Source organism: Silanimonas algicola (genome assembly GCF_054777375.1).
In genome coordinates this window covers 367,606-380,469 of the sequence record NZ_BAAHAS010000001.1, presented here as the reverse complement: position 1 = coordinate 380,469, position 12,864 = coordinate 367,606, and the positions used below count along the sequence as shown (strand labels likewise).

Here is a 12,864-nt window from a genome sequence, read left to right as displayed (position 1 = left end):
GTGCGCGGATCGCGATGCGCCGATTGTGCCGCAGCGGCCGTCATGGCGTGTCGCAGCCCTCGCCCGCGTCGATGCGTGCCGCCTGCGGCACGTCGCGCTGCCAGGCGAAGCGACGGGCCATGCCGGCGGTCAACCAAGCCCGGCCGTCGGCATCGATGAGCAGGGCGCAGCCCAGCGCCATGCCGCGCACGGTGGCCTCGAAGCCCTCGGGCCCGGCCACCATCAGGGCGGTGGCCGCGGCATCGGCCCGCACCGGGTCGGGGTGCAGCACGGCGCTGAGGCGTGCGCCCGTCGCCGCGCGCCCCGTGCGCGGGTCGAGGACATGCGGCCAGCGTTCGCCGTCCGGCGACTCCCGGTACTTCGCGTAGCGGCCCGAGCTCATGAAGGCCTCGCCGTCGCGCAAGGCCACGCCACCGAGCACGCCGCCCTCGCCGTCATCGAGGCCCACCCGCCACGCCGCGCCGTGGTGGTCGCCGAGCGCCAGCACGTCGCCGCCGAGGTTCAGCAGCGCGTGCGCCACGCCGAGGCGGCGCAGCTGCGTCGCGCCTTCCTCCAAGGCCAGCCCTTCCGCCATGGCGTTGAAGTCGAGCCGCAGCGCGGGCGCGGCGCTGGTGCAGCGCCAGTCGGTATCGCAGTGCAGGTCGTCGAGGGAATCGGGCCGCGCGGCCCACGCGGCCAGCGTCGCGTCGTCGGGTGGCGGCGTGCGGATCGGGTAGTCGCTGGTGTGGAAGCCCCAGGCCGCCACCAGCCTCCCGACGCCAGGGTCGAAGGCACGACCACTGCGGGCCACGAGGGGGCGGCTGCGCGCGATCAGCCCGCGCAGTGCCGGTGGGGCTTCGGCTTCACCCTTCGCGGCGAGCGCGTCGTTGAAGGCCGTGAGGGCCGAGGGTTCCCAGGCGTGCCAGTCGCGCTCGCGCTGTTGCCAGTGCGCGCCAAGCGAGCGCAGGGCGTCGACGCGACGCGCCTCGTCGGTGCGAGCGGGCAGCTGCAGTTCCGCCGTGCTGCCGAACACCGGCCAGGCGTCGCGCAAGGGCATCGCGGGTTGGCAGGCGGCGAGCCCCAGCAGCGCCGCGCCGAGCCACGCGGCCCGGCTCAGACGTAGTCGCTGCCGGGCTGGTCGACCCACTGCCGGATGTTCTGCAGCGAGTTCGCGGCCACGTCGATGAAGCGGAAGCCGGCCCACACCTGCCCCGGCGCGGCGGCGTCGTCCTGCCACAGCTCGTGCGCGCCGACCTCGACCTCGAGGGGGCGACCGCCGCCGACGGGCAGGTCGAAACGCAGCTGGTACAGCGCATCGGCGCAGGGTGGTGCGCCGAGGATCAGCAGCACGCCGGATTCCGACAGGTTGCCGATCTTGCCGATCACCTGTTCGGTCATGTTGTCGATCACGGCGATGTCGTGCGTGGCGCGGCGACGCTTCGCGCGGCGGTACTCGCTGTGCGGGCCGGTCATGCCACGGCCTCCTTGGGCTTGCCGCCGCCGAAGCCGGAGAGTGTCTTCATCACCGCGCCCCAGGCGCGGTCGAGCAGGCTCACTTTCGCTTCCTCCTCCACGAGGCGGGCCTGGCCGTTGGCCATCTGGATGGCGAGGTGCTCGATGCTCTGGTCGCCGATCTTCTGGCCGCGGTGGTTGACGAACATGGCCGTCCCGCTCACCGGCGAATACCAGGACAGGCGGCGGCGCACGCGGTCACCCTGTGCGTTGGTGACGAACTCGAACCAGGTGCCGAAGGCCAAGGTCTTGATCTGCGCGACGCGCGCCATGACCTCGGGCGTGAGCTGCTCGGGTTTCGGTTTCGCCGGCTTCTCGGTGGTGCCGAGGCGGCTCGCCGATTTCATGCGCATCAGCAGCTCGGTGCGGCTGGCGGCGTCGTCGGCGGCGGCTTCGGTGGTCGGGGCGATGAGGCGCTTCGCGATCGCGTCCGATTCGGCCTCGTGGTAGCCCACCTGGCGCAGCGAGTCGGCGACCTCCTTCTGCAGGGCGGGGGCTTCGCTTTCCGCCGCGGCGGCGGCGCCGGGCTTCGCGAGGCTGACCAGCTTCTTCGCCGTCTCGAGCTGCTGCGTCCACGCCGGCGAATCCTCGCCGTGGCGCAGCGAGGTCAGCGCCATCACGTCGGTCCACGCCTGGTTCAACAGCGTTCGCGTGAACACCGGCAGCTCGCTGCCCTCGGTGATCTCCTTCACCGCGTCGGCGGCGCGGTCGCGGGCCTGCGCGAGGCGCTCCTTGCCGCGTGCGGCTTCGACGTGGCGCCGCTCGGCCACTTCGGCCTTGCGTGCGATCGTCTGCAGGTGCGAGCTCAGGTCCTTCAGCAGCGACTCGAACAGCGACATGTCGCCGTCGAAATCACGCAGCGTGCGGTCGACGAGGCCCTGCATCTTGGAGACGAGGGCGCCATCCGCGTCGTCGTCGCCGAGCCAGTAGGCGCCGGTTTCGGCCACGGCGTTGAGCATCTGCCGCGCCGGGTGGTGGCTGTCGTTGAAGAAGCGCTTGTCGGAGAGCGCGACGCGCAGCAGCGGCACCTGCAGCTTGGTCAGCAGCGTCGACGCCTGGCTGCTCGGGCGCACGTCCTTGACCAGCTCGTCGAACAGCATGCCGACGAGGTCGAAGGTGTCGTTGTCCTCGTCGGGCAGCACCGGCGTTTCGCCGGCGGGGGCGCTGCGCCGCAGCTGCGCCAGCAGGTCCTGCTTCAGGTGCGCCACCGTGCGCGGCACGATGCGCCCGCCCATGTTGACCGAGGTGGCGGTGCTCGGCTGCAGCAGGCTCAGGGCGTGCTGCACTTCCTGCGGCGCGGGCTGGTGCACCGGGCCGCTCGGGCCTGCCGGCGCGCCGCCGCCCGAGAGCTTGGAGAGCATCGAGCGCCGCGAGGTCAACAGGTCGCGGATCTGGTCGAACTCGGGCAGCGGCATCGCCGCGGCCGAGGGGCTGGCCGGGGCCCAGGCCGCCGGTTCGCCGGGCAGCAGCCAGGGCAGCGGCGCTTCGCTCTCGCCGCCATCGCGCGCGGTTGCCGCCGGCTGGCCGGTCGGACGCCCGTAGGCCGGCATCTGTCCGGTGCTGCGGCCATAGGCCGGGGCCTGTGCGGTCGTCCGGCCGTCCGGCGTCTCAGCGGCTTTCGCCGCCGCCTCGTCCTCGGCTGTCCGCCCGTCCGCCGGCTTCGGCGCGGGACGCGCCTGCGGGGCAGCCGGACTGCGGAACGGCATGTACTGCAAGCCCGGGAGCACGCCGTGCTTGATGAGGTGGTTGTTCAGCGCTTCGAGCAAGCGGCCGTACTCGACGAGCATCTGCCGTTCGAACAGGCGGTACAGCAGCACGCGGTGCTCGGAGGAGATCTCGAGGTTCGCCGCCGCCGTGCGCAGGATCTTGCACAGGGTCTGCGGGCCGACAGGCAGGGCTTCCGCATCGAACGCGGGTTTGCCCGCCAGCACGCCGAAGCGCTGGCCGAGCAGGTAGATCGGCAGGCTGTGGCGCATTTCGATGCGGCTGCCGATCTCCGCAAGCGTCGTCGACTCGTCCATTTCCGAAGCTTCGATCAGCGACAGCTCGGCCATGCTGCGCTGCGTGACCCGCTCCGCCTCGGTGGCCGACGGTTCGCGGATCGCCGCCAACTGCGCCTCGACGCCCTGCAGGAAGCGGGGCACGAGGTCGGGTCGCGTCCGCCGGACGGTGCGCAACGTCTCCAGCCAGCGGACCTGGATGTTGTTGCTGCGGGCCTGCTCGGCGTTGTTGAACGCCTGTTGCTCGAATTCGTTCAATGCGCCGGTGAGCTCGCGCTCGAACGCGTCGGCCGCCAGTTCGTAGAACCCTTGCAGGATCTGCCGCACCTTGCGGGGCAGGGTGCTTTTCGAGAGGCCGGCAGGGGTGTTCGAGCTGGAGGCCGCGGGGCCGGGCATGCGCACGTTCCATTGCGAAAAGTCAACGAAACTGAATATAGCAGGCAGCCACCGTTGTCGCCGCCCCGGGCCGGGGCGGCGGTGTGAAGGCGTGGTGGCCGGATCAGCGATCCGGGCGCCAGGTGATCTCCACGAGCAGGCTGCGGTCCGGGGTGGCGAATCCGCTGGCCAAGGTGTAGCGCCGGTCGAAGAGGTTCTCCACCCGGGCGCGCAGGGCCCAGTCCTCGCCGAGCGCGGCCTCGGCCCTCAGGTCGAAGCGCGTGTAGCCGGCCAGCGCACCGTCGAAGTCCTGGCGGCGCGAGGCCGCCGTGGCGTCGAGCCCGAATCGCAGCCAGGCGTTGGCGGGGATATCGACGCTCAGGGCCGCTTTGCGAGGGGCCCGGCGGAGCAGGGCGGCACCGGTGGCGGCGTTTTCCGCCCGCTGCCAGCCGAGGTTGCCTCGAAGGTCGATCCGCCCCAGCTGCCAGCGCCCGTCCAGCTCGGCGCCGTCGAGGCGCGCCTGGTTGATGTTGGTGGCGCCGAAGGTGGGGCCCGTGAAGGCGATGAGGTCGGTCACCCGGCTGCGGTAGAGGGAGAGCGCCAGCGTCGCCGTTGTCCCCTGCCAGCCGAGGCCAAGCTCCGCGCTGCGCGAGCGCTCCGGGCCGAGTGCCGGATTGCCGGCGAACAGTCCGCCGAAGCCCGGCGAATACAGCTCGTTGGTGTTCGGCGCGCGGAAGCCCTGGCCCCAGCTTGCCCGCAAGCGCCAGCCGTCGCCGAGGGCAAGGCCCCACGCGGCCTGGGCGGTGTTCGTGCGGCCGAACTGGCTGCTGTCGTCCGTTCGCGCGGCGAGATCCCACTGCTGCGCGCCGACGGTCCCACGCCACGCCGTGAACAGGCCGGTGTTGCCGCGGCTGCGGTCGTAGACCACCGCGTTGGTCGCGTTGCGCGAGACGGCGTCCTCGTCCACGTGGTTCAGGCCGAACAGCAGCGCATGGCGGTCGGTGAGGGCGAGGTCATGCAGCCAGTCGACCGAGCGGCGGCGGCTTTCGAAACGGCTGCCGAAGCTGGACAGGGTCTTGAGGTCTTCGCGGGCCTCGCCCAGCGCGAGGCTGTGCGACCAGCGCGCGGCCAGCGGGCCGCCGAGCGTCGCGCCGCCGCTGGCCGAATGCGCTTGCGTCAGGCCGCGGTCGAACTCGATGTCGGCCACGGTGGAGAGGAGGTTCACCCCGAGGGCCTGCGTGCCCAGCGTGGTGCGACCGCCGAGGCTCACGTGCCGGTTGCGGAAGCCGTCGCGGTCCGGGTCGAAGCTGAAGCTCGACGGCGTGCTGGCGTTGTAGCCGCCGACGTCCTGCAGCCCGCCGCCGAGGCCGACGCTGCCGCGCTCACCGGAAACGCCCCACTGGGCGGCGACTTCCGAGCGGTCGAAGCTGCCCACGCGCACCTGCGCGCCGCGTTGTCCGGGATCGCGGGTGAAGATCTGGATGACGCCGCCGATGGCGTCGGAGCCCCACAGCGCCGCGCGCGGACCGCGGACGATCTCGATGCGCTCGATGCGGTCGATGGGGAGGCTGCCGAAGTCGTACTGGCCCTGCTGCACCGAATTCACCCGCACGCCGTCGACGAGCACCAGCACGTGGTTGGAGTTCCCGCCGCGCAGGAACAACGTGGACAGCGAGCCGGGCCCGCCGGTGCGCGAGACGTCGATGCCGGCCTGGCGCGCGAGAAGGTCGATGAGGTCCGGGGCTTGCGCCTGCTCGATGGCCGCGCGATCCAGCACTGTGGTCGCGGCCAGCCCGCGTGCGACCGGCGCCGGGGAGCGGGTGGCGGTGACCACGACGGCGTCGAGGGTTTCGGCGGAATCGGCCGCCGCGGCCGCGGCGGAGGGAACGGCAAGCGCCAGCGCGAGGCCGGCGGTGAGGGGAGAACGGTTCATGGCGATCCTTGGTTTGCAGCGCACACCCGCGGGGGCGCGAGCGGGAACGCAAGGACGTCGAGCGGCCGCGTCGGTGCGGGGCCGCGTCCACGCCTCGCCGCCCACCGCAGCGCGCCATGACCGCTGACGCACCCGGGATGCGGCGCGTCGACGGTCTGAAGGCCGGTCTCCGGACTCTCCGCTTGCGATGCAGGATGCATCGCGACCTGCCGCCTTCCCAGGGTGGGCCCCAGTGGCGATCTGGCAGGTTGGCAGCGGATTACCGTTGCGGGGGCAGTGCCGGAGTCACACCGGCTTCCCGAACACCTTCAGCGCGGCAGAGTGTAGCGGATCGGTGAAGGCGCCGGCTCACTCGTCGTCGCGGAACACCCGCAGGCGTCCACCGCGACTGCCCGGCCGCAGCTCGAACTCGATCGGCCGGCAACACACCTGGCAGTCCTCGATGTAGCGCTGCGCCTCGTCGGCCGGCTCGATCTCCACCTGGATCGGTTCGCCGCAGTAGGGGCAGTCGATGGTGCGGGATCGCAGCATGGGAAAAACCTCCAACGGCCACCATACTGCGCGCCCTGTCCTGCGTTCCGTGAATCTGCCGATACCGATGCCGACCGCTGCCCGTCCGATGCGCCATGGCTTGTTCCAGCCGCCCATGCTGCCGCGGCTTGAACCCGACGGCGAACTCGCGCGCCGCGTGCGCCACGCGCTCGATGCCAAGACCAAGCCGCCGGGTTCGCTCGGTCGGCTCGAAGCCCTCGCCCTGCAGCTGGCGCTGGTGCAGGACCGGGCGGACCCGCGCATGGCAGAGGCCCATGTGCGCGTGTTCGCCGGTGACCACGGTGTCGTCGCCGAGGGGGTATCGCCGTACCCGCAGGCGGTCACCGCCCAGATGGTCGCGAACTTCCTCGCCGGCGGTGCAGCCATCAGCGTGCTCGCGCGGCAGTTCGATGCGCGGCTGGCGGTGGTCGATGCCGGTGTGGCCTCGCCTCTGGCGGCTCATCCGATGCTGCTGTCGCGGCGCATCGACGACGGCACCGCGAATTTCGCTCAAGGTCCAGCGATGGGCGTGGCGCAGGCCGTCGCGGCGCTGGATGCGGGCGTGGCGATCGGCCGGGAGCTCGCCGCGCAGTCCGTGCTGGTGTTGGGCGAGATGGGCATCGGCAACACCACGAGTTCGGCAGCGCTGATGGCGGCATTGACGGGTCTTGATGCGGCCGAGTGCGTCGGCCGCGGTACGGGCGTGGATGAAGCGGGCCTCGCGCGGAAGGTCGAAGTCGTCCGGCGGGCCTTGGCGGTGAACCGTCTCGATGGCCGGCCGTCGGAAGCCTTCGTCGCCGCATCGCCGGAGGTCGCGCTCCGCGCCCTGGCCGCCGTTGGCGGTTTCGAGATCGCGATGATGGCTGGTGCGATGCTGGGTGCCGCCTCGGTCCGCGTGCTGGTGGTCGTCGATGGCTTTATCGCCACCGCAGCGGCGGCCGTGGCGCTGGCGATCGATCCGGCGCTGAAGCCTTTCCTCGTGTTCGCCCACGTCTCGGCCGAAGCGCCGCATGCGCGCTGGTTGGCGAGGCTCGACGCCGAACCCTTGCTGTCCTTGGGCCTGCGCCTCGGCGAGGGCAGTGGCGCAGTGCTGGCCCTGCCGCTGCTGCGCGCGTCCTGCGCCTTGCTGGCTGAGATGGCCACCTTCGATAGCGCGGGCGTGTCGGATCGCGCATGAGCCCCGGCGCCGACACCCCCGATTCGATCGGCGTGATCCGTCGCGAGTGGCGGGGCTTCTGGCTGGCGGTGCAGTTCTTCACCCGGCTGCCCACGCCCCAGTTCGACGGCTTCCGCCCCGAATGGTTGAACGACGCCGCGAAGTGGTTTCCCGCCGTAGGCCTGCTGGTCGGCGCCCTCAGCGCGGCCGTGCTTTGGCTGGCGGCGCAGGTCTTCCCGATGCCGATCGCGGCGGGGCTCGCGCTGGCGGCGGGCGCGGTCGTCACGGGCGCCTTCCACGAGGACGGTCTCGCCGACACCTTCGATGCGCTGGGTGGGCACGTCGACCGCGCCAAGGCGCTGGTGATCATGAAGGACTCGCGCCTCGGCAGTTACGGCGCACTGGCTCTGCTGCTCGTTACCGGCCTGCGCTGGGCGGCGCTGGCGACCCTGCCGTTGGCGTTCGCGGTGCCCGCGCTGGTCGCGGCCCATGCGGTGGCGCGCGGCGGCGCAACGGCGCTCATGGCGCGCCTCGACTACGTGCGCGACGAGGACGGCAAGAGCAAGCCGCTGGCGGTCGCGTTGGGGCCCTTCAGCCTGCTCATGGCGCTGCTGCTGTCGGCGCTCCCGTTGGGGCTCGCGACCGCCCTGACGCCCGCCTTCTGGCCCGCGTGGTTGGCAGGGGCGGCGGGCGTCGCGCTGGTGCACGCCTGGTGTGCCCGCTGGTACCGACGCCGCTTGGGTGGCTTCACTGGCGATGCCTTGGGCTGTGCCGAACAGCTGGGCGAAGCCGCGTTCCTGCTGGCGGTCGTCGCGTCGCTGCGCCTGCTGCCGTCCGGCGCGTGACGTCGTGGTGAGCCGTCGCGTTCCACCGCTCATCGCGATCCGCCACACGCCGGTGCTGGGCGGGCAGGGGATTTGCTACGGCCGCAGCGACTTGCCCGTGCATGCGCGCGACGTGAGTGACGCGGCACGCCGGCTGCGCCTCGCCCTGCCGGACTGGCCCATCGCCAGCAGTCCGCTGGCGCGGGCCCGCGAACTCGCCGAGGCCACGGCGCGCGCCTTCCGCATCGAGGTCGCCGCTCCCCGCGGGGTTCCGCCGACGCCCTGGCCGCTGGCGAAAGCGCGCGCGGAGGCTCGTCGGGTGCGCGTCGACGAGCGTCTGGCCGAGCTGCATTTCGGCCAGTGGGAGTCGCGGCCTTGGGATGCCATCGACCGGAGCGCGCTCGACGCCTGGGCGGCGGATCCCGCCGGATTCCAGATGCCGGAGGGCGAGCGCTACCTCGACCTCGAGGCGCGCGTGGCGGCTGCGCTGGCGGAGCATCGCGAGCCGGCGCTGTGGTTCACGCATGCGGGCGTGATCCGCGCGCTGCACCATCTGGTCAGCGGCATCGAGCGCGACGAGGCCCTGCACATGCCGGTGCCCTACGCGACGCCCGTGCGTTTCTGAGGGCTTGGGCTCAGCCCTTGAGGAACAGGCTGACGAGGTCGTTGTTGAAGTTGCGTCCCTGCGCGGTGAGCGCGTAGACCTCGCCATTGCCTTCGAGCCAGCCGCGCGATTCGGCCGCGGCGATCTCCGTGGCGATCGCGCTGCGCGACAGCCCCGTGGCCTGCTCGAACTCGGTGAGCGCGAACGGGGCATGCAGGCGCAGCCGGTTGAGCATGTAGTCGAAGGGGCGCGCCGGCATCAGCACGTCCTCGTCGCCGCCGATGTGCGCGCCTTCGGGCGATCCCGCGGCCAAGGCGGCCAAGTACTCGCGCGGGTTCTTCTTCTTCCAGCGCCGCAGGATGCGGCCGTCATGGCCGAAGCTGATCTTGCCGTGCGCGCCGGCACCGATGCCGAGGTAGTCGGCATAGGTCCAGTAGGCGAGGTTGTGGCGGCACTGCCGGCCGGGCTTGGCGTAGGCCGAGATCTCGTAGTGGCCGAAGCCGGCTTCCGCGATGCGCTGCTGGCAGGCCTCCTGCATCGCCCAGGCGTCGTCCTCGTCCGGCAGGCCCTCGGGCGGGCGGGCGGCGAAGACGGTGTTGGGTTCCATCGTCAGGTGGTAGTGCGAGAGGTGCGCCGGCTGCAGCGCGATCGCGCGCTCGACGTCGTGCAGCGCCATGGCCATGGTCTGGCCCGGCAGCGCGTACATCAGGTCGATGTTGAGGTTGTCGAGGCCGGCGTCCTGCGCCAGCTTCACCGCACGCTCGGCCTCCCCGCTGTCGTGGATGCGGCCGAGCGCCTCTAGGCAGCCGTCGTCGAAGCTCTGCACGCCGAAGCTCAGGCGGTTCACGCCGGCGGCGCGGTAGCCCTCGAAGCGGTCGAACTCGGCGGTGCCCGGATTGCACTCCAGCGTCACCTCGGCGCCGGGCGCGAAGCGCAATCGCGCGCTGCAGGCGGCGAGGATGTCGTTGATGGCGGAGGCCGGGAACAGGCTGGGCGTGCCGCCGCCGAAGAACACGCTGTGCACCGTGCGGCCCCAGACGTTCGGCAGGTCGAACTCGAGGTCGCGCACCAGCGCGGCGACATACTCGGCCACCGGTAGCTCTTGCGGTCGCTGGTGCGAGTTGAAGTCGCAGTACGGGCACTTCCGCACGCACCACGGAATGTGGATGTAGAGCGCCAGCGGACCCGGCACGAGGGGCGGTGCGGCGTCGTTCGCGCGGTCATGCGCGCAGTCCGGGGTGCAGTGCTCGCCGTGCGTGTGCATGGCTCAGCCGGCGGCCGCGCCGCGCGCGATCCAGTCGGCCAGCCGCGCCTTCAGCACGGCCAGCGCCCGGCCGCGGTGGCTGATCGGGTTCTTCATCGCGGCGGGCATTTCGCCGGCGCCGAGCCCGGTGGCCGGATCGAAGAACACCGGGTCGTAGCCGAAGCCGCTGCTGCCCCGCGGTGCGTCGAGGATCAGGCCCGGCCACTCGCCTTCGGCGACCAGCGGCTGTGGGTCCTCGGCATGGCGCAGCAGCACGAGGCAGCAATAGAAGCGCGCCGTGCGGCGCTCGGCGGGTATGCCTCGAAGCTCGCCGAGCAGCTTGGCGATGTTCCCCGCTGCGTCGCCGTGCACGCCGGCGTAGTGCGCGCTGATCAGGCCCGGCGCGCCGCCGAGGGCATCGACGATCAGGCCGGAGTCGTCGGCCAGCGCGGGGAGGCCGGAAAGCTTCGACGCGTTGCGCGCCTTGATCAGCGCGTTCTCGACGAAGGTGTGGCCGTCCTCGACCGGATCGGCGATGCCGAGCGCGCCCTGCGGCACCAGTTCGAGGCCGGCGCCGGCGAGCAGTTCGCCGAGTTCGGCGAGCTTGCCCCTATTGCCGCTGGCGAGGACGACCTTCATGCGTCGGCGCCTTCCGAAGCGGGCTGGATCAGGTCCCAGCGGTTGCCGTAGCGGTCGATGAAGACCACCACCTTGCCGTAGGGCTCGTCGCGCGGCGCTTCGGCGAAACGCACGCCGCGGGCGGTCATCGCCGCGTGGTCGCGGTCGAAGTCGTCGGTGTGCAGGAAAAAACCGACGCGGCCGCCCGTCTGGTCGCCGATGCGGCTCTTCTGCGCCTCGGTCGCGGCCTTCGCCAACAGCACGCGGCACTGCGAGGCCGGGGAGGGCGTCACCTCCACCCAGCGCTTGCCGTTGCCGCGGTCCTCGTCGCAGACCAGCGTGAAGCCGAGGTCGTCGACGTAATGGCGGATGGCGGTGTCGTAGTCGTCCACCACGAGCGCGAAGAGGGCGAGGTGGCGGTTCATCCCGCCAGCGCCGCGCGCTGCGCGGCCACCAGCTCGGCGATGCCCTTCTCGGCCAGCGCCAGCATCGCGTCCATCTCGGTGCGTCGGAACGCGTGGCCCTCGGCCGTGCCCTGCACCTCGATGAAGCCACCGCCGTCGTTCATCACCACGTTCATGTCGGTGTCGCAGTCGCTGTCCTCGGCGTAGTCGAGGTCCAGCACCGGCACGCCGCGGTAGATGCCCACCGACACGGCGGCCACCGCACCGAAGATCGGGTTGCGCGAGGTCTTCAATGTGGAAACCGCATCCACCAGGGCCACGTAGGCGCCGGTGATCGCCGCGGTGCGCGTGCCGCCGTCGGCCTGCAGCACGTCGCAGTCGAGCGTGATGGTGCGCTCGCCCAGCGCGTTGCGGTCCACGCAGGCGCGCAGGCTGCGGCCGATCAGGCGCTGGATCTCCAGCGTGCGGCCGCCCTGCTTGCCCTGCGCCGCCTCGCGGCCCATGCGGGAGTTCGTCGAGCGCGGCAGCATCCCGTACTCGGCAGTGATCCAGCCCTCGCCCTTGCCGCGCAGAAAGCCGGGCACGCGCTCCTCGACGCTGGCGTTGCAGAGCACGACGGTGTCACCGAAGGCGACCAGCACCGAACCCTCGGCATGCTTGGTGTAGCGGCGTTCGATGCGCACATCGCGCATCTGGTCGGGTTGGCGGCCACTGGGGCGGGCGATGGCGGTCATGGAGCGGGCCGGTGGTGGCGAAAGGGCGCGGAGTTTACCATCCGCCTCCCTGCCGCCCGCCGCGCGAGCCCCGAATGATCCGCAGCATGACCGCCTTCGCCGCGGTCGAACGCGCCACCGCCGCCGGTACGCTGGCCGCCGAGCTCCGCGCCGTCAACCACCGCTACCTCGAACTGTCGCTGCGCCTGCCCGACGAGCTGCGTACGCTGGAGCCGATGCTGCGCGAGAAGGTCGCGGCGAAGATCTCGCGCGGCAAGCTCGACCTCGGCCTGCGCCTGCGCAGCAGTGGCGACGCCCTGCGCCCGCTCAGCGTGAACGAGGCGCGGCTGCAGCAGCTCACCGAGCTGCACGCGACCTTTGCCGCCCGCTTCAGCACCTTGGAAACCAGCTTCACCGACCTGCTGGCCTTTCCGGGCGTGCTGGCCGACGCCGGCACCGATATGGACGCCCTGCGCGCCGAGGCGGCCTCCCTGGCCGATGCGCTGCTGGCCGATTTCCTCGCCCATCGCGAACGCGAGGGCAAGGCGCTGGCCGGCCTCATCGAGGAGCGGCTCAAGGCCATCGAAGCCATCATCGCGACCGTGCGCGGCGTGCTGCCGGAATTGCGCAGCGCGATCCGCCAGCGCATCGAGACCCGCTTCGGCGAGCTCAAGGTGGAGGTCGATCCGGCCCGCCTCGAACAGGAGCTCGTGCTGCTCCTGCAGCGCGCCGACGTCGACGAGGAACTCGACCGCCTCGCCACCCACGTCGTCGAGGCCCGCCATGCGATGAAGCGCGGGGAGGCCGTGGGCCGGCGCCTGGATTTCCTCCTGCAGGAGTTCAACCGCGAGGCGAACACGCTGGGCTCGAAGGCGGTCGACGCGCGCTTGACCCAGGCCTCGGTCGAGCTGAAGGTGCTGATCGAGCAGATCCGCGAACAAGTGCAGAACATCGAGTGAGGCCGGAGGGCCG

At 71.7% G+C, this 12,864-nt stretch carries 13 protein-coding genes and 1 riboswitch; of the genes, 4 read left to right on the top strand and 9 right to left on the bottom strand.

The window, feature by feature from the left end:
• Positions 1-40: 40 nt before the first annotated feature.
• The 5 genes from ACYVAK_RS01885 to ACYVAK_RS01865 all read right to left on the bottom strand — a co-directional run bounded on the left by ACYVAK_RS01885 (position 41) and on the right by ACYVAK_RS01865 (position 6,330).
• On the bottom strand, positions 41-1,036 hold the full coding sequence (locus ACYVAK_RS01885) for an FAD:protein FMN transferase (protein WP_461057414.1): 996 nt from the start codon (positions 1,034-1,036) through the stop codon (positions 41-43).
• A gap of 56 nt (positions 1,037-1,092) precedes the next feature.
• Positions 1,093-1,452, bottom strand: coding sequence for a PilZ domain-containing protein (locus ACYVAK_RS01880; protein WP_461057412.1), 360 nt, complete (start codon positions 1,450-1,452; stop codon positions 1,093-1,095).
• Positions 1,449-3,887, bottom strand: coding sequence for a DUF1631 domain-containing protein (locus tag ACYVAK_RS01875; RefSeq protein ID WP_461057410.1), 2,439 nt, complete (start codon positions 3,885-3,887; stop codon positions 1,449-1,451). The genes ACYVAK_RS01880 and ACYVAK_RS01875 overlap by 4 nt, the downstream gene beginning before the upstream one ends.
• A 103-nt stretch (positions 3,888-3,990) precedes the next feature.
• Positions 3,991-5,799 (bottom strand): TonB-dependent receptor domain-containing protein, encoded by a 1,809-nt coding sequence (locus tag ACYVAK_RS01870; RefSeq protein ID WP_461057408.1) that lies wholly within the window; start codon positions 5,797-5,799, stop codon positions 3,991-3,993.
• 143 nt (positions 5,800-5,942) lie between these two features.
• Positions 5,943-6,124, bottom strand: a riboswitch (cobalamin riboswitch).
• Between the two features lie 23 nt (positions 6,125-6,147).
• Positions 6,148-6,330, bottom strand: coding sequence for a CPXCG motif-containing cysteine-rich protein (locus tag ACYVAK_RS01865; protein WP_461057406.1), 183 nt, complete (start codon positions 6,328-6,330; stop codon positions 6,148-6,150).
• Positions 6,331-6,397: 67 nt separating this feature from the next.
• On the opposite strand from ACYVAK_RS01865, the gene cobT reads away from it, so the two are divergent.
• The 3 genes from cobT to ACYVAK_RS01850 are packed head-to-tail and all read left to right on the top strand — an operon-like array spanning position 6,398 to position 8,935.
• Positions 6,398-7,507, top strand: a complete 1,110-nt coding sequence (gene cobT / locus ACYVAK_RS01860) for a nicotinate-nucleotide--dimethylbenzimidazole phosphoribosyltransferase (RefSeq protein WP_461057404.1) — start codon at positions 6,398-6,400, stop codon at positions 7,505-7,507.
• Positions 7,504-8,331 carry an adenosylcobinamide-GDP ribazoletransferase gene (gene cobS, locus ACYVAK_RS01855; protein WP_461057402.1) on the top strand — a complete coding sequence of 276 codons (828 nt, stop codon included), beginning with the start codon at positions 7,504-7,506 and terminating at the stop codon, positions 8,329-8,331. The genes cobT and cobS overlap by 4 nt, the downstream gene beginning before the upstream one ends.
• Positions 8,332-8,338: 7 nt before the next feature.
• The gene (locus ACYVAK_RS01850) at positions 8,339-8,935 is read left to right on the top strand and encodes a histidine phosphatase family protein (protein ID WP_461057400.1); all 597 of its coding nucleotides are present in this window, start codon (positions 8,339-8,341) and stop codon (positions 8,933-8,935) included.
• Between the two features lie 10 nt (positions 8,936-8,945).
• Here ACYVAK_RS01850 and hemW read toward each other — a convergent pair whose 3' ends face one another.
• Genes hemW through rph form a run of 4 tightly spaced genes read right to left on the bottom strand, consistent with a single transcriptional unit; the run spans position 8,946 to position 11,913 of the window.
• Positions 8,946-10,178, bottom strand: coding sequence for a radical SAM family heme chaperone HemW (hemW, locus tag ACYVAK_RS01845; protein WP_461057398.1), 1,233 nt, complete (start codon positions 10,176-10,178; stop codon positions 8,946-8,948).
• 3 nt (positions 10,179-10,181) lie between these two features.
• The gene (rdgB, locus tag ACYVAK_RS01840; protein ID WP_461057396.1) at positions 10,182-10,796 is read right to left on the bottom strand and encodes an RdgB/HAM1 family non-canonical purine NTP pyrophosphatase; all 615 of its coding nucleotides are present in this window, start codon (positions 10,794-10,796) and stop codon (positions 10,182-10,184) included.
• Positions 10,793-11,200, bottom strand: a complete 408-nt coding sequence (locus tag ACYVAK_RS01835) for a VOC family protein (RefSeq protein WP_461057394.1) — start codon at positions 11,198-11,200, stop codon at positions 10,793-10,795. Before ACYVAK_RS01835 ends, rdgB begins: the two co-directional genes overlap by 4 nt.
• Positions 11,197-11,913 carry a ribonuclease PH gene (gene rph, locus ACYVAK_RS01830; RefSeq protein WP_461057392.1) on the bottom strand — a complete coding sequence of 239 codons (717 nt, stop codon included), beginning with the start codon at positions 11,911-11,913 and terminating at the stop codon, positions 11,197-11,199. Before rph ends, ACYVAK_RS01835 begins: the two co-directional genes overlap by 4 nt.
• A 74-nt stretch (positions 11,914-11,987) precedes the next feature.
• Here rph and ACYVAK_RS01825 point away from each other — a divergent pair, with 74 nt between their 5' ends.
• On the top strand, positions 11,988-12,851 hold the full coding sequence (locus ACYVAK_RS01825) for a YicC/YloC family endoribonuclease (protein WP_461057390.1): 864 nt from the start codon (positions 11,988-11,990) through the stop codon (positions 12,849-12,851).
• Positions 12,852-12,864: the final 13 nt, after the last annotated feature.

What these genes read in the sequence shown, in the direction of transcription:
- ACYVAK_RS01885 (WP_461057414.1), bottom strand. Translation starts at nt 1,036, where the DNA reads ATGCCCTTGCGCGACGCCTGGCCGGTGTTCGGCAGCACGGCGGAACTG.
- ACYVAK_RS01880 (WP_461057412.1), bottom strand. Translation starts at nt 1,452, where the DNA reads ATGACCGGCCCGCACAGCGAGTACCGCCGCGCGAAGCGTCGCCGCGCC.
- ACYVAK_RS01875 (WP_461057410.1), bottom strand. Translation starts at nt 3,887, where the DNA reads ATGCCCGGCCCCGCGGCCTCCAGCTCGAACACCCCTGCCGGCCTCTCG.
- ACYVAK_RS01870 (WP_461057408.1), bottom strand. Translation starts at nt 5,799, where the DNA reads ATGAACCGTTCTCCCCTCACCGCCGGCCTCGCGCTGGCGCTTGCCGTT.
- ACYVAK_RS01865 (WP_461057406.1), bottom strand. Translation starts at nt 6,330, where the DNA reads ATGCTGCGATCCCGCACCATCGACTGCCCCTACTGCGGCGAACCGATC.
- cobT (WP_461057404.1), top strand. Translation starts at nt 6,398, where the DNA reads ATGCCGACCGCTGCCCGTCCGATGCGCCATGGCTTGTTCCAGCCGCCC.
- cobS (WP_461057402.1), top strand. Translation starts at nt 7,504, where the DNA reads ATGAGCCCCGGCGCCGACACCCCCGATTCGATCGGCGTGATCCGTCGC.
- hemW (WP_461057398.1), bottom strand. Translation starts at nt 10,178, where the DNA reads ATGCACACGCACGGCGAGCACTGCACCCCGGACTGCGCGCATGACCGC.
- rdgB (WP_461057396.1), bottom strand. Translation starts at nt 10,796, where the DNA reads ATGAAGGTCGTCCTCGCCAGCGGCAATAGGGGCAAGCTCGCCGAACTC.
- ACYVAK_RS01835 (WP_461057394.1), bottom strand. Translation starts at nt 11,200, where the DNA reads ATGAACCGCCACCTCGCCCTCTTCGCGCTCGTGGTGGACGACTACGAC.
- rph (WP_461057392.1), bottom strand. Translation starts at nt 11,913, where the DNA reads ATGACCGCCATCGCCCGCCCCAGTGGCCGCCAACCCGACCAGATGCGC.
- ACYVAK_RS01825 (WP_461057390.1), top strand. Translation starts at nt 11,988, where the DNA reads ATGATCCGCAGCATGACCGCCTTCGCCGCGGTCGAACGCGCCACCGCC.